General features: G+C 58.6%; 22 protein-coding genes. 6 read left to right on the forward strand and 16 right to left on the reverse strand.

Features of this window, described 5'->3' with window-relative positions; all coding sequences use genetic code 11:
• Window positions 1-124: 124 nt before the first annotated feature.
• Window positions 125-1294, reverse strand: a complete 1170-nt coding sequence (gene pobA / locus ACQK2G_RS10585) for a 4-hydroxybenzoate 3-monooxygenase (RefSeq protein ID WP_425404996.1) — start codon at window positions 1292-1294, stop codon at window positions 125-127.
• 190 nt (window positions 1295-1484) lie between these two features.
• On the opposite strand from pobA, the gene aguB reads away from it, so the two are divergent.
• A complete protein-coding gene (gene aguB, locus ACQK2G_RS10590) occupies window positions 1485-2363 on the forward strand; it encodes an N-carbamoylputrescine amidase (protein ID WP_425404997.1) in 879 nt (292 codons plus the stop codon).
• Between the two features lie 28 nt (window positions 2364-2391).
• On the opposite strand, the gene ACQK2G_RS10595 is transcribed toward aguB, so the two are convergent.
• Window positions 2392-3273, reverse strand: coding sequence for a LysR family transcriptional regulator (locus ACQK2G_RS10595; protein ID WP_425404998.1), 882 nt, complete (start codon window positions 3271-3273; stop codon window positions 2392-2394).
• Between the two features lie 121 nt (window positions 3274-3394).
• Here ACQK2G_RS10595 and ACQK2G_RS10600 point away from each other — a divergent pair, with 121 nt between their 5' ends.
• The gene (locus tag ACQK2G_RS10600; protein ID WP_425404999.1) at window positions 3395-4120 is read left to right on the forward strand and encodes a haloacid dehalogenase type II; all 726 of its coding nucleotides are present in this window, start codon (window positions 3395-3397) and stop codon (window positions 4118-4120) included.
• 26 nt (window positions 4121-4146) lie between these two features.
• On the opposite strand, the gene ACQK2G_RS10605 is transcribed toward ACQK2G_RS10600, so the two are convergent.
• The 3 genes from ACQK2G_RS10605 to ACQK2G_RS10615 form a co-directional block, all read right to left on the reverse strand.
• Entirely contained in the window at window positions 4147-7224 is a 3078-nt protein-coding gene (locus tag ACQK2G_RS10605; RefSeq protein WP_425405000.1) for an HD domain-containing phosphohydrolase, read from the reverse strand.
• Between the two features lie 222 nt (window positions 7225-7446).
• Window positions 7447-7626: a hypothetical protein gene (locus tag ACQK2G_RS10610; RefSeq protein WP_425405001.1), complete on the reverse strand. Its 180-nt coding sequence runs from the start codon at window positions 7624-7626 to the stop codon at window positions 7447-7449.
• A 119-nt stretch (window positions 7627-7745) separates the two neighbouring features.
• Entirely contained in the window at window positions 7746-7955 is a 210-nt protein-coding gene (locus ACQK2G_RS10615) for a cold-shock protein (protein WP_425405002.1), read from the reverse strand.
• Between the two features lie 247 nt (window positions 7956-8202).
• On the opposite strand from ACQK2G_RS10615, the gene ACQK2G_RS10620 reads away from it, so the two are divergent.
• Together ACQK2G_RS10620 and ACQK2G_RS10625 are read left to right on the forward strand one after the other, a co-directional pair.
• Window positions 8203-9726 (forward strand): deoxyribodipyrimidine photo-lyase/cryptochrome family protein, encoded by a 1524-nt coding sequence (locus tag ACQK2G_RS10620; protein WP_425405003.1) that lies wholly within the window; start codon window positions 8203-8205, stop codon window positions 9724-9726.
• A 32-nt stretch (window positions 9727-9758) separates the two neighbouring features.
• Window positions 9759-9899 carry a DUF2256 domain-containing protein gene (locus ACQK2G_RS10625; protein ID WP_425407637.1) on the forward strand — a complete coding sequence of 47 codons (141 nt, stop codon included), beginning with the start codon at window positions 9759-9761 and terminating at the stop codon, window positions 9897-9899.
• On the opposite strand, the gene ACQK2G_RS10630 is transcribed toward ACQK2G_RS10625, so the two are convergent.
• From ACQK2G_RS10630 to ACQK2G_RS10650, 5 genes are all read right to left on the reverse strand, one after another.
• Window positions 9864-11393, reverse strand: a complete 1530-nt coding sequence (locus ACQK2G_RS10630; RefSeq protein WP_425405004.1) for a cryptochrome/photolyase family protein — start codon at window positions 11391-11393, stop codon at window positions 9864-9866. The two genes, ACQK2G_RS10625 and ACQK2G_RS10630, sit on opposite strands and share 36 nt — an antisense overlap.
• 33 nt (window positions 11394-11426) lie before the next feature.
• Entirely contained in the window at window positions 11427-11897 is a 471-nt protein-coding gene (locus ACQK2G_RS10635) for a hypothetical protein (protein ID WP_425405005.1), read from the reverse strand.
• Window positions 11898-11911: 14 nt separating this feature from the next.
• The gene (locus ACQK2G_RS10640; protein ID WP_425405006.1) at window positions 11912-12280 is read right to left on the reverse strand and encodes a DUF6152 family protein; all 369 of its coding nucleotides are present in this window, start codon (window positions 12278-12280) and stop codon (window positions 11912-11914) included.
• Window positions 12281-12424: 144 nt separating this feature from the next.
• Complete coding sequence (locus ACQK2G_RS10645) at window positions 12425-13402, reverse strand: zinc-dependent alcohol dehydrogenase family protein (RefSeq protein WP_425407638.1); 978 nt, start codon at window positions 13400-13402, stop codon at window positions 12425-12427.
• A gap of 138 nt (window positions 13403-13540) precedes the next feature.
• Window positions 13541-14455 carry a LysR family transcriptional regulator gene (locus tag ACQK2G_RS10650; protein ID WP_425405007.1) on the reverse strand — a complete coding sequence of 305 codons (915 nt, stop codon included), beginning with the start codon at window positions 14453-14455 and terminating at the stop codon, window positions 13541-13543.
• Window positions 14456-14601: 146 nt separating this feature from the next.
• Between ACQK2G_RS10650 and ACQK2G_RS10655 the strand changes: the two genes are divergently transcribed.
• Complete coding sequence (locus ACQK2G_RS10655) at window positions 14602-15420, forward strand: SDR family NAD(P)-dependent oxidoreductase (protein ID WP_425405008.1); 819 nt, start codon at window positions 14602-14604, stop codon at window positions 15418-15420.
• A gap of 86 nt (window positions 15421-15506) precedes the next feature.
• Here ACQK2G_RS10655 and ACQK2G_RS10660 read toward each other — a convergent pair whose 3' ends face one another.
• Window positions 15507-16016 carry a fasciclin domain-containing protein gene (locus ACQK2G_RS10660; protein WP_425405009.1) on the reverse strand — a complete coding sequence of 170 codons (510 nt, stop codon included), beginning with the start codon at window positions 16014-16016 and terminating at the stop codon, window positions 15507-15509.
• Between the two features lie 216 nt (window positions 16017-16232).
• Between ACQK2G_RS10660 and ACQK2G_RS10665 the strand changes: the two genes are divergently transcribed.
• A complete protein-coding gene (locus ACQK2G_RS10665; protein WP_425405010.1) occupies window positions 16233-16997 on the forward strand; it encodes a tellurite resistance TerB family protein in 765 nt (254 codons plus the stop codon).
• 91 nt (window positions 16998-17088) lie between these two features.
• On the opposite strand, the gene ACQK2G_RS10670 is transcribed toward ACQK2G_RS10665, so the two are convergent.
• The 5 genes from ACQK2G_RS10670 to dctP form a co-directional block, all read right to left on the reverse strand.
• A complete protein-coding gene (locus ACQK2G_RS10670) occupies window positions 17089-19869 on the reverse strand; it encodes a bifunctional aconitate hydratase 2/2-methylisocitrate dehydratase (protein ID WP_425405011.1) in 2781 nt (926 codons plus the stop codon).
• 307 nt (window positions 19870-20176) lie between these two features.
• Window positions 20177-21190: an alpha/beta hydrolase gene (locus tag ACQK2G_RS10675; protein ID WP_425405012.1), complete on the reverse strand. Its 1014-nt coding sequence runs from the start codon at window positions 21188-21190 to the stop codon at window positions 20177-20179.
• 24 nt (window positions 21191-21214) lie between these two features.
• The gene (locus ACQK2G_RS10680; protein ID WP_425405013.1) at window positions 21215-22522 is read right to left on the reverse strand and encodes a TRAP transporter large permease; all 1308 of its coding nucleotides are present in this window, start codon (window positions 22520-22522) and stop codon (window positions 21215-21217) included.
• Window positions 22522-23067: a TRAP transporter small permease gene (locus tag ACQK2G_RS10685; RefSeq protein WP_425405014.1), complete on the reverse strand. Its 546-nt coding sequence runs from the start codon at window positions 23065-23067 to the stop codon at window positions 22522-22524. Before ACQK2G_RS10685 ends, ACQK2G_RS10680 begins: the two co-directional genes overlap by 1 nt.
• Before the next feature lie 11 nt (window positions 23068-23078).
• Complete coding sequence (dctP, locus tag ACQK2G_RS10690; protein WP_425405015.1) at window positions 23079-24056, reverse strand: TRAP transporter substrate-binding protein DctP; 978 nt, start codon at window positions 24054-24056, stop codon at window positions 23079-23081.
• Between the last annotated feature and the right edge of the window lie 9 nt (window positions 24057-24065).

Here is a 24065-nt window from a genome sequence, read left to right on the forward strand (position 1 = left end):
ATCGTACCTGGCCGCTTTCCTTCAAACGGTCGGGCACGTCATCGATAATGCCTCTCATTATCGATTGCATTGACAGGGATCAATTGCCCACTCGCAAAGTGGGAGAAAAAGCCGCAGAATTGCTTCAGTATGGCAGGCCCACATAGTTCTCCGCCATGACCGTTTGCGCGGCCTTGTTCTCGCGCAGGAATTCGAGTTCGGCGCGTTGGATCCGCAAATCGAATTCGGTTTGATCGGGATAGCGGTGCATCAAACTTGTCATCCACCAACTGAACCGTTCCGCCTTCCAGATCCGCGCCAGGGCTTTCTCCGAATAGCGGTCGATCCCTTCACTGTCCCCTTCCCCGTAGTACTGCAACAGGCCGTGGTAAAGGTAGTGGACGTCGGACGCCGCCGTATTCAACCCCTTCGCGCCCGTCGGCGGCACGATATGCGCCGCGTCGCCGCACAGGAACAGCCGACCCCAGCGCATCGGCTCCGTCACGAATGAACGCAGGGGGGCAATCGACTTTTCGATCGACGGTCCGGTCACCAGACTGTCGGCTGCCTCATCCGGAATGCGCCGTTTCAACTCGTCCCAGAACATCTGGTCCGACCAGGCCTCCACCTTGTCGGACAGCGGACATTGAATGTAGTAGCGGCTGAGCTTCTCGTTCCGCATGGAGCACAGCGCAAAACCGCGCGAAGAGTTGGCGTAGATTAGCTCTTCATGTACCGGCGGTGTCTCGGACAAAACGCCGAGCCAGCCGAAGGGATAGACTTTTTCGTATTCCGTTCGGATATCCTGCGGGATGGTCTGCCGGCTGACACCATGGAAACCGTCGCAGCCCGCGACGAAGTCGCAGTCGATCCGCTTTTCACCGTCCGCCGTTCGATAGGTGACATAGGCTTTGTCCGTCTCAAGATCGTTGATGACGACATCCTGCACCTGGAAGACGATCTTACCGTCCATTTTCTCGCGCGCATCGTAGAGGTCACGGGTGACCTCGGTCTGGCCGTAGACGATGACGGTGGTGTCGACCAATTCCTTGAAATTGACGCCGAACGACTCGTTGTCATAGGCCATGACCGTGCCGTCATGGACGAAGCATTCGCGGTCCATACGCTCCGCCACGCCCGCTTCCCGCATCAGCGCGACCATACCCCGTTCCAGGATGCCGGCCCGGATCCGGCCCAGCACATAGTCGCGGGTCTGTCGTTCCAGGACGACCGTATCGATCCCCTTCCGGTGCAACAGTTGGGAAAGAAGAAGGCCCGACGGGCCGCCACCGATGATCACGACTTGAGTGCGCACTTCTTCCCCCTTCTCAGACCAGTAACGACGCAACGCCCATCTCGAAGATCGTTGGATTTATGTTGGCATACGAAACAATTTGCAAGACTGGATCCATGACCGTCACAACCGTTGTTATCATGAACATTGCGACAGGCCACGGCCCATGTTTTTCTCAGATTTCAGAGGTGCTCAAACCATAGGATTGCAGATGAAAGTGACGGTCGCGGCCACGCAGATGGCTTGTACGGATATCGTCGAGGAAAACGTCGCGCGGGGCGAAAACTTGATTCGGAAAGCCGCGGCGGAAGGCGCCAATATCGTGCTGCTGCAGGAGTTGTTCGAGGGTTACTATTTCTGCCAGGACGAACTTCCCGAACATTACGCCCGCGCCAAAGCGGCGGAGGGCCACCCCACGATCGAGCATTTCCGAAAACTCGCTGCGGAATTGAACGTCGTCATTCCCGTCAGTTTCTATGAACTGGCTAACAACGCCCGGTTCAATTCGGTGGCGATCGTCGACGCCGACGGTTCGGTTTTGGGCATCTATCGAAAGAGCCATATCCCGCACGGCTCCGGATATCAGGAAAAATACTACTTTGCCCCCGGCGATACCGGCTTCAAGGTTTGGGATACGGCATTCGGCAGGATCGGCGTCGGGATCTGTTGGGATCAATGGTTCCCGGAAGCGGCCCGCGCCATGGCGCTGATGGGGGCTGAAATGATCCTGTATCCGACGGCCATCGGGTCCGAACTTCAGGATCCGGGCTGGGATTCATCGGGGCACTGGCGGCGCGTCATGCAAGGCCATGCAGGCGCCAACATTCTGCCCGTGATCGCCTCAAACCGGATCGGCCGGGAGCCGGGCCGCAAGGGTACACATCTGGACTTCTACGGCACGTCCTTCATCGCCGGCCCGACCGGGGAGATCGTCCGGGATGCGGACCGGGAGACGGAAACGGTCCTGACAGCCAGCTTCGATCTCGATGAAATCCGCAATCTTCGGCAAGGCTGGGGTATCTATCGGGATCGACGCACGGATCTCTATGGTCCGTTGCTGACGATGGACGGCGCCAACCGGCGCCCCTGATCCGTGGGCGACTCCCATCCTCCCCGGGTCAAAGCGCAATCCGAAGGAAATCGCCTGACGCCGCTTCCTGAGCGATACTCTCCCCCAGGGTCACGACAGCGTTCGAAACCGGTTTCGCGGCGCGGCGAACGATATAAACGATACCCGGCGGGGTACGGAACGAACCGTCTGAAATGACTTCCATGCGGGGAGAAAGGTGTTCTTCGTTGACGATCGAAACCCCCAGACCCGCTTCGACACCGGCAAGAATTCCGGCATTGCTGGAACAGTCCAGCACCGTTCGGAACTCCCGTCCCATCGTCGCAAGGTTCTCGACAAGCCAAGCCTTGTAGAAACAACGATCGTCATAAGCCAGGAAAGGCACCGGTCCATTGGGCGGCAGCTCGAAGTCCTTGGACTTGGCCCAACACAGGCTATGCCTGAACAAAACCGTATCATCGTCGCGCACGTCATCGGCAAAGACCTGCATCACCCCCAGATCAATCGCACCGCTATCGACCTCTTCCTGCAGCACGAGGCTTTGCGCTACATGCACGCGGACGGAAACATCAGGAAAGACATGGGCGAACCGGGCCAGCACCTGGGCCAAACCGCTGCTGGTCATGTCTTCCGTCATACCCATGCGGATCTTCCCGGTCAGGGATCGCCGGCTCAACGAGGCCGCCGCCTCGTCGTGCAGGGCAAGGATCCGGTTCGCGTAACCGAGCAGACGCTCACCCGTCTCTGTCAACAGAGGCGCGCCGGACCGCCTTGTCAGCAACCGGCATTCAATATGCTCTTCCAGGCGCTTGATCTTATGACTGATCGCCGATTGAGAGAGCGCAAGGTGTTGAGCGGCCCGGGTCACACCACCATGGTCGGCGACGGATTTCAGCGCCCGCAGGGAATCCACATCCAATTTGACCGACATTAGGGTTCCATCCCCAAGACATGACAAAATTCGATTATTTTTAGACTAACATGTCATTTTTAACAATAAGCCGGATGCGCTAGAAAGGGCCAGGACAAGGTTCATCACAGAGAGAACAATCATGGCGCTTACCGACTACAAGGCACTGACATTCGACGTCTACGGCACGCTGATCGACTGGGAAACCGGTATGGTCAACGGATTGAAACCCCTGACCAACAAGGCCGCTGCGCAGGGATTGGAGTTGAGCCGGGACGACATCCTGGAAGCCCACGCCTATCACGAATCCACGACACAGAAATGGACACCGGCGAAAACCTATTCGCAGTTGCTGGCGACCGTCTACAAACGTCTGGCGGAAGAATGGCAAGTGAAGGTCGATTGGGACGAATGCCTGACATACGGAGCCTCCGTCGAACATTGGCCCGCCTTTCCAGACAGCGCGGAGTCCCTCGCCTATCTCAAGGATCATTACAAACTGGTTGTTTTGTCCAACGTCGACAATGCCAGCTTCGCCCATAGCGACCGGAAACTCGGCAGCCCGTTCCACATGGTCTATACGGCGGAAGACGTCGGGTCCTACAAACCGGCAAACCGGAACTTCGAATACATGCTGGAGCAATTGGCGCGCCTCGGCATCGCCAAGGAAGACATCCTGCACACGGCCGAAAGCATGTTCCACGACCACGGCCCGGCCAATACATTCGGATTGGCGAATTGCTGGATCTATCGCCGTCACGACAAGCAGGGATTCGGCGCGACCATGAATCCCGGCGAAATGCCGAAATACGACATGGTCTTCAACAGCATGGCCGAGTTGGTAGCTGCTCATAGGGCGGCGGTCTGACCCCCGGCCGCCTTCGCAGCTTCCCTTCAAGAAAGCGGCGCTGCTCCCTGCTCGCTCAGATACGCGTCGATATCCACATCATCGATCTGTTCGGGCAGAAGAAAGCGCCGCGCATAGACCTCATAAACCCCGGACCGTAGGAACAGATCGAAAAGGTCCGGGTCGATATGCTGATCCTTTTTCATGAAGGACATGATCCGGATAGATTCAGACAGTGTCTTCGGTGCCTTGTATGGTCGATCGGCGGCGGTAAGGGCTTCAAAGATATCGGCGATAGCCATTATCCGGGCCGGGATCGACATTTCCTCGCGTTTCAGCTTCCGGGGATAGCCGGTACCGATCATCGTCTCATGATGACTGCCGGCGATCTCCGGAATTCGTTTCAGATGTTCCGGATAAGGAAGACCGCCCAGCATGATGATCGTCTGAACGATATGATCGTTGATGATGAAACGCTCCTCGGCGGTCAGCGTTCCCCTGGAAATACAGAGATTGTAGAGCTCACCGAGATTGAACCTATGCTCGGGGACTTCCATGTCGAAACCGAATTCGTTGTCGCCGAACACATCGGATACCTCTCGCCGAATGATGTGTTCAGGCTTGTCGGCCAATACAGTCTCGCGAACCGGCAGCGCCTGTTCCGGCATACTCTCTAGTCTCTTGCGTTCCGCGATGGACAAGCCCAGACGGTCACTCAGATGACGCGTCCATTGCCGCTGACCGATCCGGGCGAGACGGTCCTTGGCATCCTGGTCCATGAACTCCCCGCCGATGTTGCAGTCCGCGACGAAGGCGAAATCCTCCATCAGTTGCTTTTGTTCCCGTTCGAAGGCTTCCCGGTCCGGCGCATCGCCGTCCAACGCCGTTTTGAGGAACGCAATCTCGTTATCTCTCAGCAGAACTTCGAAACGCGTTCGGATCTCATGTGTCCGGTTGTAAATCGTCTCCAACTTGGTGGCCTTGTCGACCACGTATTCCGGCGTCGTCACCTTGCCGCAATCATGCAGCCAGGCCGCAATCCGGAATTCGCGCCACGCGTCCTCGTTTTCGAACCTGAATTCGGCAAGCGGTCCGGCCGATTGTGAATCGGCGGATTGCGCCAGCAACATGGCCAGTTCCGGGACGCGGCGGCAATGCGCGCCTGTATACGGGGATTTGGCGTCAATGGCCGCCGCCATCAACTCGATGAAACTGTCGAGCAACTGCTTCTGCGCTTCGATAAGGGACTTGTTGTCGAGCGCGATGGCGGCCTGGGCGGCAAGCGCTTCCACGAAACCGATGACTTCCGCATCGAACGGACCTACCTCTCCCGTTTGCGGGTGGCGGGCGTTTATGAGCTGCAGGACGCCGATCACATTCTTGCCGCGCGGTTTAAGCGGCACGGTCAGGAACGAGGCGGAATGATATCCATTTGCCGCATCGATCCGTTTCGTACCGGAAAAATCGAACCTGTCGTCGTCGTAGGCATCATCGATCGTCACCGTCTCGCCGATCAACGCGCAATAGCTCGCTACATTCGAATAGTTGGGCTCCTCGGTTTCCGGATCCCATAAGGGAACCGGCGCCTGCGTGACCGGAGCCCCGCCCACTCCGCCAATGGAAAGGCCCAAAACATCGTTTTTCAGGTTCTCGAAATGCAGGGCGTCATCCTTCAGAATGTAAAGTGTCGCCCCTTCCGCTTGCGCCAGTTCCTTCGCTCCCTCAAGGATCGCATCCATCAGGCGCACCTCGGAGAGTTCCCCGCTCAAGGCGATCCCGCGCTCAACCAATCGTCTCAGCTTCACCTGGGTTTGTTCCAGGTCCTGTGTCCGATCCCGGACCATCGCATCCAGACGCGCTGTCTCGTCCTTCTGTGCGGCAATGAATTTGGCAAGTTCTTTGGCGACAGCGGAAAATCCCCGCGCAATGTCCCCCAATTCGTCTCTTCGCCCCGTCCCCGGCACAGGCCCGTCGATACGGTGGGTTACGCCGAAATCGGCGAATGAGTTCCGCAACCTGGACAAGGGCTTGGTAACGGATCGCGCGGCGACCAGACCGATCGCGGCAACGACAACCATCGTCGCAAAGACGATCTTCATCGTCATATTCCGCAAGTCCTCGACGGGCTTCAGAATTTCGGAGGCTTCGACTTCGGACAACAATGCCCAGCGCGCGTTCCTGAAGGTAAAGGGAGAGAAGGCTGACAACACGTCGACCCCGTCATAGTCATAGGCGAACATGACCCCGGATTCTCCCGCCAAGGCGCGCTCCGATGGGGTCGTATTGACGGAAACGCTGAGGATCGACGAGTCTTCGTCGAAACGGGAATCTGTTCGCATCAAGCGATCGGAGCCGACGACGTAGGTCTCGCCCGTTTCCCCCATGCCGGCGGTCACCTGCATGATTTCGTTCAGACGGTGCACCGGCATTTGCAAGGCAATCACGCCCACGAATTTGCCGTTCAAATAAACGGGTTCCGAGAGAAAGCTGGCCGGCGCTCCTCCGATCGGTTCGTACGGCTGGAAATCGGTGAACTGCGCGCGGATGTCCGGCGGGCTTTCCAACGCACCCGAAATCGTCTTTGCGAGCGCCGAGCCCTTCCACGGACCGTCTATTAGGTTCGTGCCGAATTCGGTATTCTTCTGCGACGTGTAAACGACGTCACCTCGCGGACTGATCAGGAAAACATCGTAGTAGCCTTTCAACTCATGAATCAGTTTCAGCCAGTGATGGTAGTGATCATGAGCGCGCTTGTATGCGGCGACATTCTCCAAAAGCCCTTCCGGGTCTTCCACATTTCCATCCGGATTGTCCGCGGCGTAAACCTGCCGCAAAAGCGACGCGGACCTCTCATTGGAAATCCCAAGCCCCGTGTAAGCCGCCGTCAAATCCTTCAGCGACTCGCGCACGATGGGGCTCTGGGCGATCAGAGCCGCATCCTCCTCGATCCCCTTCAAATAGGTTGAAAATGCGTATGATCGCGACTCGCTGATCGACACCAGTTTCCCTGCCGCCGCCTCTCGCAATGCATCCGCCGACTGTTTGTAGGCTCCAATTCCAACAGCCAACGCACTTGCAGTGGCGCAAGCCGCTACCAGCATCGGTAGTTTGAAGGCGATACTCATGTGACGTTCCTGTGCAGACGATAGGGGAAGCCGACAATTCCGATCGGTCCGACACAGGCGTGCCGGCATCAGCTACTGGAGATTACTAACGAACGGTAGCAAAATACCCCCTCATTCCTTCGGCGTATAGGCGGATAAGCCATTTTTCGCAGACATCAGAAACGAATACGGCCCCGCGGGTTTCCGTGGGGCCGTTCAAGAACGCTCGATTGTAGCGGGTGTTTACCGCACGCTGACAACCGACGGCGCGCCATACATCTCTTCGATGAGGTATTTGGCATGCGCAATCATTGCCGGTCCTTCGCTGCCATCGACAACGAACCGGCTGGTGCCATCACCCTTCGCATGAGAAACGAAATGGTGAAGGCCGAACTTGATCAGAAAATTGGATTCTACAGACATTACTTTCTTCTTTTTATGAACTTGAGTTCTTCAGGCCGCATCCTTCTGCGGCGCTGTCGGAAATAGGCGGTCACCGACCGCCTATCCCGTTTTCACCTATCGAAACCGAAAGGTGTAAATCAGCCTACGACCTGCAGGTTCTCGGCGGACATCTTTCCGTCACGGCCGGCAACGAGTTCGTAGGAAATCTTCTGCCCGTCGGACAGGCCGGAGAGACCGGCGCGCTCAACCGCGCTGATGTGGACGAAAGCGTCCTTGGAACCGTCTTCCGGTTGAATGAAGCCGAAACCCTTGGTCGGGTTGAACCATTTAACAGTGCCTTTGGTCATGACTTTTCCTTTCACGACATAGATTACGATCCGCCGCCGCATGCGGCAGACCTGGGTAGCGCTTGATTGTCGGAGAGGAAACGTGACCGGCCGCCTGGGCCGGAAGCATGAGTACTGCAGCGACGTCTAAACGTTCCAGAAGACATAAGCGCTTTGCGCGGAAATACAAGGCCCCCTGAAATTCGCCGTCGAGTTGAGGGGGACGAACATCGCTAATCCGCCGCCCCGGCCGCGCCGTACCTTCTTCATGTCAAAACCCGCCCTACAGATAGTCTGGTACAAACGAGACCTTCGCATTGCGGATCATGCCCCCCTCGCGGCGGCGGCCGTCCATGGCCCGGTACTGCCGCTCTATTGCGCCGAACCGGGTTACTGGGCCAGCCCCGACGCATCCGCCCGACAATGGGGTTTCGTGGCCGACAGCCTCAGCGAATTGCGCCAGGACCTCTCCGCACTCGGGCAGCCCCTGGTCGTGAGGCGGGGCGATGTCTTGGATGTACTCGAGCAACTCCATCGCAGCCATGACATCGGCGGCCTCTGGTCGCATGAGGAAACCGGCAACGACTGGACCTTTCAGCGCGATCGGCGTGTCGCCGCCTGGTGCAGGCTACATGGTGTTCCCTGGACCGAGTTCTCGCAGAACGGTGTCGTCCGGCGGCTTGGGGAACGCAACGGCTGGTCACGTCGATGGGACCAAATGATGGCGGAACCGCTCACACCGCCGCCGGGCCGCCTGCCGTCGATCCCCGATATCGACCCCGGCCCCGTGCCCGTATCCAGGGACTTGGATATACCGGATGATCCCTGTCCGGGAAGACAACGGGGTGGCCGAAGCAGAGGACTGGAAAGATTGGAGAGTTTTCTGGCCGAACGCGGCAGATCCTACCGCTTTAGTATGTCCTCACCGCGCAGCGCGGAAACGGCCTGTTCCCGGCTCTCCCCACACCTGGCCCACGGGACGCTGTCCATGCGTGAGATCAGTCAGGCAACCGCGTCGGCCCGCGCGGGCCATGCCGACGCGGGGGCAGAAACGTCGAAGAACTGGCGACAAAGCCTTTCCTCCTTCCAGGCGAGGCTGCACTGGCACTGTCATTTCATGCAGAAGCTTGAAGATCAGCCGGACATGGAATGGAAAAACCTGCATAACGCCTATGACGACCTGCGGGGCGACGATGGGGAAAGACTAAGGCGTTGGGCGAACGGCGAGACGGGTTGGCCTTTCGTGGATGCCTGCATGCGCATGCTGATCGCGACCGGCTGGATCAACTTCCGCATGCGGGCAATGTTGATGGCGGTCGCAAGCTATCACCTCTGGATGGATTGGCGGAAACCGGGCGAACACCTTGCGCGGCTCTTCACGGATTACGAACCCGGTATTCATTGGCCGCAGGTACAGATGCAGTCCGGAACGACAGGCATCAACCTGCCCCGGATATACAACCCCATCAAACAGGGACTGGATCAGGATCCCGACGGTGTTTTTATTCGCCGCTGGGTCCCGGAACTTGCGGACATTCCCGACCGTTTCATCCATGAACCCTGGAATTGGACCGACGCGCCGGAACGTTTGTGGGAGATCTATCCGCAGCCGATCGTCATGCATCTCGACGCCGCCAAACAGGCGCGGCAGGCGATCTGGGCGCTGCGCAAAGGCGACGCTTATCGGGCGACCGCGAATGAGATTCAGCGACGGCACGGCAGCCGCAAGGGGCGCCGAAAGCGCCGTACATCGTCGGATCAAATGGCCTTGTTCGGGGAAGCGCCCCAATGACGGACCGAACCAGACGGGGCTCTAAAGCGGAGATGCCGGAAAAGACATGTCCGGTCTGTTCCCGTCCTTTTTCCTGGCGCAAGAAATGGCGGAAGGACTGGGACGCGGTGATCTATTGTTCCGAACGGTGCCGACGATCAAGAAAGCGAGTCCAGGAAGCGCGCCGCGCTTGAACGGTGCGCGTCCCGCGTTTCCTGCTTCATCCTGTGCCAGGTCCGATAAACGGGCCCCAGGCGCGGATTGCCCTTCAGCTTTTCCTCGTTCCGGGCAATGAAGTCCCAGTACAGGAAATTGAAGGGACAAGCTCCCTCCCCGTTCTTCCTTTTCACATCGAAGCGGCAATGGCCGCAATAATCCGACATCTTGTCGATATAGGCGCCGGAGGCCGCATACGGCTTCGAGGCAACCAAGCCGCCATCGGCGAACTGACTCATCCCCAGCGTATTCGGCAGTTCCACCCATTCGAAGGCATCCGCATAGACCGACAGGTACCATTCATGGATCTGGCGCGGATCCACCCCGGCCAGCAGGGCAAACGTCCCCGTTACCATCAAGCGCTGAATATGATGGGCATAGGCCTCTTCGCGCGTCTGCTTTACCGTTTCCCTGATACAGTTCATCTCGGTGTCGCCCGACCAGTAGAACCATGGCAGGTCCCGTCTCGCGCCAAGCGCGTTCCCCTCCACATAATCGGCTCCCGCCCACCAATAAATACCGCGGATGAATTCGCGCCAGCCGATGATTTGCCGGATGAAGCCCTCGACCGCGTTCAAGGGCGCCTTTCCGTCCTTGTACGCGGCTTCCGCCCGGCGGCAGACATCAAGCGGATCGAGCAACCCGATATTGATCGCCGGCGACAACACCGAATGGTACAGGAACTTTTCCTCCGTCAACATGGCGTCCTGATAGTCCCCGAAATACGGCAGCGCCTTGTCGATGAAGGAATCCAACGCCTCCTCGGCCTGTGCCGCGGTGACCGGAAACCAGAACGGCACGAGGTCCCCGAAATGGTCGGGAAAACGATCCTGTACCAGGGCCAGGACGGATTGGGTGATCGTGTCGGGTTCGAACCCCGACGGCCTCGGCATGAATAGATCCGCTTTCGCGGGTTTGCGATTTTCCGCGTCGAAGTTCCAGCGCCCGCCCTCGGGTTCGCCGTCCGCCGTCATCAGCAAACCGGTCTTTCGGCGCATCTCACGGTAAAAATACTCCATCCGCAGTTGTTTGCGGCCTTCCGCCCAGGCATCAAATTCCGCATGGCCGGCAATGAAACGGTCGTCTTCGCGGATATCCACCGGCACCGCCATCGAGTCCGACCAGGTGGTCATATCCGTCCGCAAACGCCATTCACCGGGTTCCGTGACGGCGATACGGTCGCAAGCATGACGGTCCAGGGCGCGCCGCACTTCCGACCGCAGACTGCCCGTATTGTCCGGGTCGTCCAAGGCAACGTAATCGACGGTCCATCCTTGCGCGCGAAGATCCTCCGCGAAGTGCCGCATGGCGGAAAAGATCAACGCGATTTTCTTCTTGTGGTGCTTCACATAGGTCGCTTCCGCGCCAACCTCCGCCATCAGAACGACCGCATCTGCGGGCGGCGCGGCACGTAAAGAAGATATCCCGGCGCTCACTTGATCGCCGAGGATGAGAATGAGCGTCTTGGACATCGGCCTGACCGGGCGGTTGAGAGGAGCTTTGGGTCAGGCGCCGACGAACGCGATCAGCCTTCCCATGACAAGTGCTACGAGCCAAGCGACGCAGGAGATCATACCTGCGCGGCGCAAGGCGCCCTCTGAGGCGCGTTGCAATCCCCAACCATAACGCCAGTGGCTGTGCAGGGCCGAGGCCGCACCCGCGAACACGAAAATCAGCTTGATCGGGAAAAGCGGATGCCCGGCATATTCCGTTGCCCGGGTCGCGAAGAGCAGGAAGCCGGTCGCCGCGGCGAGCACCAGCCCGACACCGGCGGAGACCGTCAATATGCGGATGATGCCGTCCCGCCCGATACCGGGCCAGAACCCCAGCAAGCGCAGGGAAAGCGGCAGGGTACCGCCGACCAGCAAGGCGATCCCCAGGATATGCCCCGTATTGACCGCCGCATAACTCCAGCGCGAGAAGCGAAGGGCTTCGACCGGCGGCAGGGCCTCAAGCGCCGAAAGCAAGGGCTCCATCGCCCTGCCGTCCGTCAGTTGCGGTTGGAATAGAGGACATGTTCCTTGCCCTCGATATAGATCCGTTCCGCCTTCATCAGCTTGTCGTCAACATTGGCCGAGGGTTCGCCGACGATGGTCAGTTCCACACCCGGCGACAGTTTCTCCGGCGTCAACCCGGCCCGCTCGTTCCGCCAGGGCTGCCCCACTTCCACGGTCCAGATCTCTCCGTCCGCATCCACCGTCAGCACACCGTGCGGCATGCCCAGTTTCGCAGTCTTGATGATGCCCGTCAGTTCGATGTTTCCGCCCGTCGTCCAGGACCATCCGTGATGGGCCAGCGCCGTGCCGACGGGCATGACGGCAACAGCAGCAAGAATGAACAAAGCAGCGATACGGCGCATGGCGCTTCCCTTTCGTTCAACGATCCTGAGGACAATATGGAGCGGTCCGCACGCAAGAAAAGGCCCCGCCCCGGAACACAATCCCGGGCGGGGTCCCTATCCTGTTCTATCTGAATTGAGAGATCACTGTCGGCAGCGTCCGTATCAGAGCTCGACCACCACTTTGCCGATCGCCTGGCCACTGGCGAGACGATCATAGGCCCTGCCGACTTCGCCCAGGGTGTAGCGGGGCGTATCCAGCAGGGGGCGCAATCCGCCTGCATCCACGATTTCGCTCAAACAGGCCAAAATGGCACCGTGTTCTTCGCGCTTATAATCATGCAGCATCGGGATCAGCATGAACACGACATGCAGGGACAGACCTTTGAAATGGGCCAGGGACAAGTCCAGTTCGACCAGGGAAACCGTGCTGCTGACTTGGCCGTTGAGCGCGGCCGCCTCGAAGGAGGTGGTCATATGCGCGCCGCCGATCGTGTCGAAGACCACGTCGAAGCCCGCGCCGCCAGTATGTTTGGCCACATACTCCTCGACCGGTTCGCTGCGGTAGTCGATCGCCTTCGCGCCATACCCTTCGATGATGTCGATCTTCTCGGCACCCGTCCCGGTCGAATAGACATCCGCCCCGAATTGCTTGGCCAGTTGAACGGCCACGTGCCCGACACCGCCGGCGCCGCCATGGACCAGAACCTTCTGACCCGGCTGGACATTCGCCCGGGCCAACCCTTCATAGGCGGTGATGGCGACCAGCGGCAAAGCCGCGGCTTCGCGCATGGAGAGCGACTTCGGCTTATGGGCGACAAGCCGCGCATCGGCGACCATGTATTCCGCGAGCGTGCCCTGCAGGTCCGCCAACCCACCGGCGCAGCCATAAACTTCATCGCCCGGCGCAAAATCGACAACGCCGTCGCCGACTTCTTCGATCGTGCCGGCAAAGTCCATGCCCAGCACCGCCGGCAGGTCCGGCGACAGGGGCAGATCCTTGCCCATCCTCTGGATCATTGTATCGACCGTGTTCACACTGGTTGCCGCGATGCGCACCAGGACATGGCCCGGTTTAACGGCCGGCTTGTCCAAATCGGCCGGCTTGAATTCAGTGTTGTCGCCATATTCGTCTAGGATCATTACTTGCACTGGATTTCTCCCGAAGGGTGTTTGATATGCCCTCAAGATAAAATCCGGATTCAGAACATAAACTCTGTTGTTCTGAGTTCAGTTTTCGCTTTTTCAATATAATGAGCAGAAGTCGACTTCACTGCGCGCCTATTGTTCCCAAACCGGCGGATTGCCCAGTTTCTCCAAAATGAAATCGATGAATACCCGGACCTTGGCGGTCAGGACGTTTGCCCGCGGATAGACCAGCCAGATCGCGGATCGGTCCTCCACCTCGTATTCGGGGAGAACCCTGATCAAACTGCCCTCCGCAAGTTCTCTATAGACACTCCACAGTGAATTGACCGAAATCCCCGTCCCCGCAAGCGTCGCGATCCTCATGCTGGCACCGTCGTCACATGTGACGCGGTGGCGCGCCCCCGCCGGCGGATAGGTTCCTGTCGGCAAATCTCCCGATGCAATCAGGTTACGGCGTGTGTCGCTACGGAAGAACAGCAATTTATGTCCGGCAAGGTCGTCGGGACTTTGCGGCGTTCCATGCCGCGTCAGATAGTCTGGGGAAGCACACAGTATGCGCTTGTCATCGGCAATCTTGCGCGCCCGCAGGCTGGATTCCTCAATCGGATAGTTACGCAGCGCCAGGTCGCAGGCCCCTTCGATCAGGTCCATTTGCGTATCCGACAATTTCAGGTCGAGGCTGAGACCTGGGTACCGATCGAGAAATTCAGGCAGAATGGGCGCGATATAGAGTTGAGCGAATGTGCTCGAACAGGCAAAGCGTAATCTGCCGGTCACTTCGGCCTGACCGTGCCCCAAAGCGGCAAGCGCGGCGTCTTCCTGGGCCAGGATCTCCCGGGCATAGGGAAGGAATTCCGCCCCTTCCAGGGAAAGCGACACCTTTCTGGTCGAGCGATGCAGCAGGTCGGCGCCGAGCTGGTTCTCCAACCGCGCCAGCCGCGTGCTCGCCACCGCGGGCGCCATGCCGAGTTGCCGGCCCGCGGCGCTGATATTGAGCAGGTCCGCCGCCAGCACGAACAGCCGGATGCTCTCGATATCCAACCCCATTATTCCACAATCCCGAATTATGTATTCCTTGATCCCTCATTTAACCGAAAACAGAAGAAAATTAAATCTTATGCACCGGTGTCGTCGGCACGGATGAAATGCGCCCCGACGACACGCACACCTCCGCGATCGAAGGATAGGAAGACATGACAAAAACAGTTCTCTTGACCGGGGCAACCGACGGGATCGGCTTGGAACTGGCGAAGATCCTTGTGGCCGACGGCCATCACGTTCTGCTGCATGGCCGGAGCGCGTCGAAACTCGCCGAGGTCGAAGCCGAACTGGCCGCCCATCCGAACGGTGGGGAGATCGAGGCCATGGTCGCGGATCTGTCAGACCTGGCCGAGGTCGAAGCATTGGCGCGCGACGTTTCCGCCCGACACGGGAAGATCGATGCGCTGATCAACAATGCCGGGATCTTCAAGACCCGGTCGCCGATCACCAAGCACGGTTTGGACAGTCGTTTCGTGGTCAACACCCTGGCCCCCTATCTGTTGACCAAGCGCCTGCTGCCGCTGATGGATGACGGGGGACGTGTGATCAATCTGTCCTCTGCCGCTCAAGCGCCGGTCGATCCGGATGCACTGACCGGGCGAATACATGTGTCGGACGATTTCGCCGCTTACGCACAAAGCAAGCTCGGTTTGACCATGTGGTCCCGCGCAATGGCGAAGGGCTTGGGTAGCAACGGTCCGGTGATCGTGGCCGTCAATCCCGGTTCGCTGCTGGGCACCAAGATGGTCAAACAAGGGTTCGGCACCGACGGGAAAGACATCTCGATCGGGGCGAATATTCTCCATCGGGCCGTGGTCTCCGATGATTTCGCCGAAGCATCCGGACTATATTTCGACAATGACCTTGGCCGCTTCGCCCCGCCGCATCCCGACGCCATGGACGATCAGAAATGCGCCGCATTGACCGTGTTGATGGCCCAGACCCTGGCGGCTGCGCTCAACGGACACTGACATACAAAGGCTGGCAAAGGCTGGGACCGCGGAAGGAAAAGGGCGGCGAATAAACGCCGCCCTTCAACCAATGATCCGTACTCTTCTTACTTCGGAAGGATCACGGAATCGATGACGTGAATGACACCGTTACTGGTTTCGATATCGGCCGTAACGACGGAGGCCTGGTCAACGGTGACGCCACTCGTTGCGTCAATCGCGACCTTGCCGCCCTGCACTGTCTCGGCGGCGAGTTTCTTACCGGCGATATCCGAAGACATTACCTTGCCCGGGACGACGTGATAGGTCAGCACGGCAACCAACTGGTCCTTGTTTTCGGGCTTCAGAAGATCCTCAACCGTTCCGGCCGGCAGCTTCGCAAAAGCATCATCGGTCGGCGCGAAGACCGTGAAAGGCCCCTCACCTTTCAGCGTATCAACAAGACCTGCTGCTTTTACGGCGGCAACCAAGGTCTGGAACGCGCCCGCCTCGACGGCTGTATCAACGATATCGGCCTTTCCGGCATTCTGGTCCGCGATTGCGATCTGAGACGATAAGCCCAGACCCAGCGCGACGGCCATTGCAGCGAAGATTCTCTTGGCGTTGGAAAAGATCACTTTGTAACTCCTGTAGCTTGAACCGAGTTTTGGTCGATCCCCCATCCCCGCAAAAACTACGTGCGATCGGCCGCATTGGATTGGTAGGTTTCTTTCCTATTTTTGTGGCTTTTAGCCATCGCGAGCATTCCGCTGCATTGGCCGGACGTTTTCGGCCCTGCCGGACCGCCTCTGGAAATCATCGAAATCGTTCATATCTGAAACACGGTTGTCGCCGTGCGCGGTGCCTACAGAACGAAACAATTGGAGGATCAGAACGATATGGACGTGAACGCTATTCTGAACGGCGTGATGGGGTCTGCTGGTGCAGGGATCGACAAGGCGGTTCAGGGCGCACGGTCCACGGGCATGCCGTCGGGACTCCTCGGCGGCGCGGCGGCGGGCGGTCTGGCCGCCCTGCTGCTCAGCAACAAGAAGGCGCGAAAGCTGGGCGGCAAGGCGCTCACCTACGGCGGCATGGCGGCAATCGGCGGGCTTGCCTACAAGGCCTGGCGCGATCACAAGGAGGGCACGGCACCTGCGCAGGCAATACAGCCGGCCAATACCCAGACTGCGGACTCCGCCAGCATCCCACCCCCGCCATCAGGCAGCATTTTCGACCTCGCGAACCAGCAATCGTCCTCCTCAGACAAGGATATTCGATTGATCCTGATACGGGCGATGATCAGCGCGGCGAAGGCTGACGGCCATATCGATGCGGAGGAGCGTGCGCGGATAGAAGGTCAGATCCAGGCCTTGCAAATCGGGGCCGAGGAGCAGCGCTTCCTCGTCGACCAATTGAACGCCCCCAGCGATCCGATCGCAATTGCCCGCCTTTCGGGCGGGCTTGAACAGGCCGCGGAAATCTACACGGCCTCCGCTCTGGCCGTCGATATCGATACCCCTGAAGAACGCCGGTATCTCGAGCGCCTGGCGGATGCCCTGCATCTGCCGGACGACATGCGGCAGCAATTGAATTCGGCGACCGCCATCCGTACTTGAAGAAAAGGCCCCGCCGACCGGCGAGGCCTTGTCATTCGGCCGGTTTGTTCCACTCCAATTAAATGGAACGAGCGGCGCTCATTTCGCGGAACTAGGCCCGCCCCGCCATTTGCCCGTGCGGCGGGGAGAACTTGGTCAGGTTGATGCCTTTCACGGCGTTCTTGTATTCGTCCAAGGTCGGCGTCCGACCGAGGATGGTCGAGAGCACGACGACCGGGGTGGAAGCCAGGAGAGACTCGCCCTTCTTCTCGTCCGAGTCTTCAACCACCCGCCCTTGGAACAGACGCGTGGAGGTCGCCATGACCGTGTCGCCCTTCTCCGCCTTTTCCTGGTTGCCCATGCAAAGGTTACAGCCGGGCCGCTCCAGATACAGAATATTGTCGTATTTGGTGCGTGCGGCGCTCTTCGGTGCGCTGTCGTCGAATTCAAAGCCTGCGTATTTCTGCAGGATCTCCCAGTCGCCCTCTTCCTTCAATTCATCGACGATGTTGTAGGTCGGCGGCGCGACAACCAGCGGGGCCTTGAATTCGACCTTGCCGTTCTGCTGTTCCAGGTTTCTGAACATCTGCGCGATGATGTTCATGTCCCCCTTGTGAACCATGCAGGACCCGACAAAGCCGAGATCGACCTTCTTCTTCGCCTCATAGTAGGAAATCGGGCGGATCGTATCGTGCGTGTAGCGCTTGGAGGCGTCGATATTCTGAACGTCCGGATCGGCGATCATCGGTTCGTCGATCTCATCCAGGTCCACAACGACTTCCGCGAAATACTTCGCGTTGTCATCCGGCTTGAGGGCCGGCACCTCGCCGGATTTGATTTCCGCAATGCGCTTGTCCGCCTTGGCGATCAGGCCTTTCAGCATCTGGGCGTCATTGTCCATGCCCTTGTCGATCATGACCTGAATGCGGTGCTTCGCGATTTCCAGGGACTCGATCAAGGTCTCGTCATTGGAAATACAGATCGAGGCCTTGGCCTTCATCTCCGCGGTCCAGTCGGTGAAAGTGAAGGCCTGGTCGGCGAGCAGCGTGCCGATATGCACTTCGATGATCCGGCCCTGGAAGACGTTCTCACCGAACTGATGCAGCATCTGCGCCTGCGTCGCATGGACCACGTCGCGGAAGTCCATGTGATCGCCCATCTTGCCCTTGAAGGTGACCTTCACGGATTCAGGGATCGGCATGGTTGCTTCGCCCGTCGCAAGGGCAAGCGCGACCGTCCCGGAATCGGCGCCGAAGGCCACACCCTTGGACATGCGCGTATGGGAATCACCGCCGATGATGATCCACCTGTCGTCGACCGTCAGGTCGTTCAGGACCTTATGGATCACGTCCGTCATCGAGTGATAGACGCCCTTGGGGTCGCGGGCCGTGATCAGACCGAACTTGTTCATGAAGGCCATCAGCTTGGGCGTGTTTGCCTGTGCCTTCTTGTCCCAGACCGACGCGGTGTGGCAACCGGACTGATAGGCGCCGTCGACCGACGGCGAGATTACCGTCGCGGCCATGGCTTCCAGTTCCTGAACCGTCATCGGACCGGTCGTATCCTGAGAGCCGACGATGTTCACCTTCACGCGGACATCCGAACCCGCATGCAGAACCGTGCCTTCGGCCACGCCCACGGCATTGTTGTTGAAGATCTTCTCGACCGCCGTCAGGCCCTGCCCCGTGTGGGAAAGTTCCTTCGAGGGCGCATAGGGCGACTTGGCTTCCTTGCCCAGTGTCGCGGCGGCAACGTTCTGAAGTTTCTTGCCGAATTCGATCGCATAGGATCCGCCGGCCTTCATGAACTCGACCTTCTGCGGCGTGAAGGAAGCGGCGATATCGGCGAATTCCTCGCTGCCGTCTTCGCTGCAGAGCTTCTTGCCCTTCACGTCGATCTTCATGACGGTGCCCGTCGCGACGGAATACTTTTCCTCAAGGATCGGGCTGCCGTCGTTGTTCAGGATCGGCTTGCCGTCCGGGCCCTGTTTCTTGACCCAGTTCTTCAGGTCGATCCCGATACCGCCGGTGACGCCGACCGTCGTCAGGAAGATCGGCGAGATGCCGTTCGTGCCAGCGACGATGGGGGCAATGTTCACGAAAGGCACATAGGGGCTCGCCTGCTTCCCGGTCCACAAGGCGCAGTTATTGACGCCGGACATGCGGGACGAACCGACACCCATCGTGCCTTTTTCGGCGATCAGCATCACCCGCTTGTCGGGATGCTGCGCCTGCAGCGCACGGATTTCCTTCTGCGCGGGTTCGGAGATGAAGCATTTGCCGTGCAGCTCGCGGTCGGCGCGGGAATGGGCTTGGTTGCCCGGCGACATCAGGTCGGTGGAGATATCCCCTTCCGCGGCGATATAGGTGACGACCTTGATCTCGTCTTCGACCTCGGGGAGTTTCGTGAAGAATTCCGCCTTTGCATAGCTTTCAAGGATGTCTTTGGCAGTGGCGTTGCCCGCCTTGTAGGCAGCCGCCAGCCGGTCCGTATCCGCCTCGTACAGGAAGACCTGCGTCTTCAAAACGTCGGCCGCCTGCTTGGCAATCGCGGCGTCATCACCCAGGGCGAGGTCGAGAAGCACCTCGACCGACGGACCGCCCTTCATGTGCGACAAGAGTTCAAAAGCGAAAGCAGGGGTGATTTCCTTGACCGATACCTCACCCAGAATGACCTTCTTGAGGAAATCGGCTTTCACGCCGGCGGCGCTGGTCGTGCCGGGAAGCGTATTGTAGATCAGGAAGTTGACACAGTCGTCGTGATGATCGGAGCCCGCGTCCAGGACATGGCCGATGATCTCTTCCAGGAGAGCGCCGTCCTCGATCGGTTTGGCGTGCAGGTCTTGAGCTTTGCGGCTCTCGATTTCTTGCAGATATTCGGAATACAGGCTCATGGCGGTCCCCGGCGATTTTTGGTGTTCCAGATAGCATTGCCGCCGGGCCGCAGTAGCTTTCGGCGATCCGGCTAAAAGCTCTCTCTTGAAAAGGAACTGAATTCGTAGTTCAGCCGGGTTCCGGGCGCAAGTCGATTATGCCCTTTAACCATTTGATAAATGGGCCCCCGGACCTGTTCGATCGACGGAGAGACAGTAAAAGAAAACGCTGCGGCGATCATCAATTCCCTTCCCGTCTACGATTATCACCGGCGTGATAGCGTCTCGCGCGAACAACCGACCGGCAGGTCACCGCTTGAAACTTCATTCAAGCCCGGAACCTGAAAAAGCAGCCGATCTCATGAAACATTTGCCAATTGTTCGCTTCCGCTACCAGGAAATGCGCCCCATTGCCGATAACCGTGTAGCGTTTGATCGGCGACGCAATCTGGTTGAACAAATTGGATGCATCCGCGTGGGTCGATGTCGGATCGGCATCTCCCCTGATCAACAGAACCGGCAGGTTCAATTCGCGTGGGTCGTAGAGAGGGCGTTCACTGAAGACATCGAACAAATCGATCAAGGTTCCATTGGGCGCGCAAAAGATATCCCGTTCTGGCTCGGTTCCGGGCAGGCCTTCGGCGACCGCATCCTTCATCAAGGCGTCAAACACCGCCGGATCCCGCCATATGGTCTTGTCCGGACCCGGTATCTCAGCATCCCATCGCTCTTCGACCTCACGTTTGGAAACGCGGCGATACGGCCCCAGGTCCGGATTAGGCCTCGCGTGGTCCCCAGGATCCCGGATCATCTCCAGCCACGCTTCGTTTCGCGCGGAGTACAGCGGTGCGGCCAGGACCAATCGATCCACTTTCCTGCGCCCCGCTCCGGTGCAGTACATCGCTGTGGTCACCGTTCCCCAAGAAGACCCAACCAGGTAAACCGTTTCGTGACAGGTTTGCTCGCGAATGAACTCCACTGCGTCATCGATATCCAAGATAGCTTCCCGCGCCCGCGCATAGGGCGCGTTCTCCCGACCTGGTTCGGCCAGCACGGCTTCGCAGGCCGATCCGGCATAGCCACGGATATCGAGGGCATAGGATCGATGTCCCGCTTCTGCGAAGTGATCCAGAAATGACATTCCCGGAATCGGAATATCCCAGATATACCCGGCAAGCGTCGCCCCATGGACGCAAAGAACCGGCGGGTTTTCCTCGGCTCCTTTCCCTGCAATGCGTTTCTCCACGAGGTTCAGCCGCAATCCCTTCTGATTGCTGCTTTCGATATTGTGACGAACTCTAACAACTGCGTTCGAGCCCATGACGGCATTGTTGTTTTGCAAAACGTTCAAACCCTTAGAAAAACTTCAGAACTGGGATGGCAGCCAGGTCACGATATCGGGCGCGAACGCCAGGATCGTCATGCCGGCCAGGAATATACCCACAACCGGCCATGCACTGCGAAACACGGTCTGCATGCTCATACCGTCCGATGCCCCTTTCATCGCGAACAACGTATAGCCGAATGGGGGCGTCAAACTGCCAACGGTCAGATTGATCAGAAATATCATCCAGAACCAGGTCGGCTCGTACCCGTAAACACCAAGGATCGGTTCGTAGAGCGGTATCGCCAAAAGCATGAAGGCAAATTGGTCGATGAACATGCACAGAAAGAACGGAACCGCCATCAGGGCCAGGAACATCAGCCAGTGCGGCAGGTCAGCGGCGGTTACCGCCTCGATCAATCCGCCGGTGGCGCCGGTGAACGACAGCAACTGACTGAACAGTTTGGATGACGCGATGATCACCAGGATCATCGCACTGATCCCGACGGCGGAGAGTGTGGCCCGCCAAATCATTCGAAAACTCAGCCGGCGATAAAACGCGGCGGTCATCAAGGCACCCAGGACCCCGGTCGCCGCCGCTTCGGACGGTGTTGCAACACCCAGCATGATCAGCCCCATCACCATAAAAATGATGATGCCGAATGGCCCCATCTTCAGCAGAGCCCAGATCTTTTCCGCCCATGTGACCCGCGCCTCCTCTTCCTGTACCGGAACGAGGCCGGGCGTCCGGAACACGCGCCAGGAAACGAAGGCCAGAAGCAGTCCGGCGAACAACAATCCTGGCAAGATACCTGCCACCAGCAGCCCCGATATCGAGACGTCCTTGACCAATGACCCGACGATCACGACGAGCAGACTCGGCGGAATGATCGGCGCCAGACTCGCCCCGCCCAGGATCGTCGAGACGGCAAGCTTTTCGTCATAGCCGTGCGAAACCATGCGCGGCAGTACCGAGCGACCCAACATCGCGGCCACGGCGACAGCCGACCCGGACAGGGCGCCGAATACGGTCGAAAGAGCCACGACGAGAATGTAAAGGCGCCCCTTTACCCTTCCGATGAGCTTGTCCACCGACTGAAAAAGGACATCGACGGTGCCAGAATGGAAGAGAAGCTCGCCCATCAGAACGAAAAGCGGAATCGTAATGAGACTAGGGGATGTTGCAGTTTCAAAAATACTATTCGCGAAGAGTCCAAATCCGCGCGGCCCGAACATCGCGAAAACACCGACTACGTTGATCACGAGAAACGAAACGAAGACGGGAACGCCGATGAACAACAGCAGGAAAAGAAAGGACAGCGCGATCGTTAGTGTCAGCCACCATTCCATCAGGCACCATCACTTTCCAATATTTGTTGCGGCATCAAAAACAGCTTGAGAAATTGCAACGAAGACAACGCCAACCCGTAGACGATGAACGCCGTTATCCACCATTTCGGGACGGCGAATGTGCCGAGCGTGAGAATCCCGCGCATGAATTGCTTACTCGCCTCAACACCCGCCATGTAGGATGCAACGCCGCAGACAGCAGCCGCTATGAGAGTAATGACGGCCTGCAACCGTCTGCTCGTCTCCGGCCCCACGGTTTCCAGGACCACGGTGATCGCGATATGACCCTTCATGCGCGTCAATTCGGGCACCGCAAGGAAGATGATCGCGCAGAACAGGTAATTCACCGTGTCGTAAATCCAGTGCGACGGCGCGTTGAAGAAATAGCGCAGGCCGACTTCGGTCGAGACGAGAGCCGCGACACTCAACATCAGGGCTGAACTGACATACAGCCCGAACCGCGTGAGAGAATCGAGAAGCCGCACCGGCACGGCCAACCATTTCAAAGGTTGACCGCGCCCTTCGCCGTTCGTGGTTAGATTCATCGATTGATAAACTAGTTCGTCATGCCGTGAGACTTCGCGAGCGCGCGCAACTCCGCTGCGGCGGCGCCGGACTTCTCTTCCGCGACTTCCCAGACACCATTGGCCCAGAGTTCCTCGAACCGTTCAGAATCCTTTTTTGAGAATTCAGTCATCTTCATTCCCAGGTCCTGAAGGGCGGTCAACTCGGCAGCAGCCAGTTCATCCATCGTGCCCAACGTCTCGACCTCCAATTCGGATGCCGCCTTCGAAATCGCGTTCTTCGCCTCGTCGCTCAATGCTTCCCAGGAATCCAGGTTCATGAAAATCATCGTCCCAACCTGGCCAAATTTCGGCTCAGCCAAATAGCCTGCGACTTCATACCATTTGAAGTCCTTGGCGCCGGTCAATGCCCAGGCGGCCCCGTCGACGACTCCCTTCTGAAGTGCCGAATATACTTCGCCCCCCGGCATGTTCACCGGCGACCCGCCAAGCGCCCTGATCATGGGATGATAGGAAACGGTTCCCCGGATCTTCAGGCCGTTCAAACTATTCTCGGGATTGATTGGCTCACGCATATAGTAGCGGAACCCCTTGCTGCCGGTTGACGGCGCGGCGATCAGTTTCATGCCCAGCCCCTGGTAGTGCCGGTCGATATAATCGAAAACTCCGGTTTCACGCCGTTTTCGCGGATCGACCGCGATCGCATCTATCGAAAGGCCGATCGCCGTGGTGCCGGAATGGTAAGCGGGATGCGTAAACAATAGGTCGAACACTCCGGCCTGAACCGGTTCAAATTGCTCGAAGGTCGGAACGGTATCCGGGCCCGACATGGTTATTGAGATTTGTCCGTTCGTTGCCGTTTGAACCTTCTCGACGAACTTCTTGGCGTGCTCGACGGTCCAGATGAAGTTGTTCGGGAATCCGGACAACATCCGCAATTCCTCTGCTTCCGCCTCTGCAGACACGCTGAACATGGAAACCGACCCGGCCAGGATTACAGCGCAAGTCATCTTCCTTAA

It is taken from the genome of Hwanghaeella sp., from assembly GCF_965227365.1.
In the GTDB taxonomy this organism is placed as follows: Bacteria; Pseudomonadota; Alphaproteobacteria; order UBA8366; family Aestuariispiraceae; genus Hwanghaeella.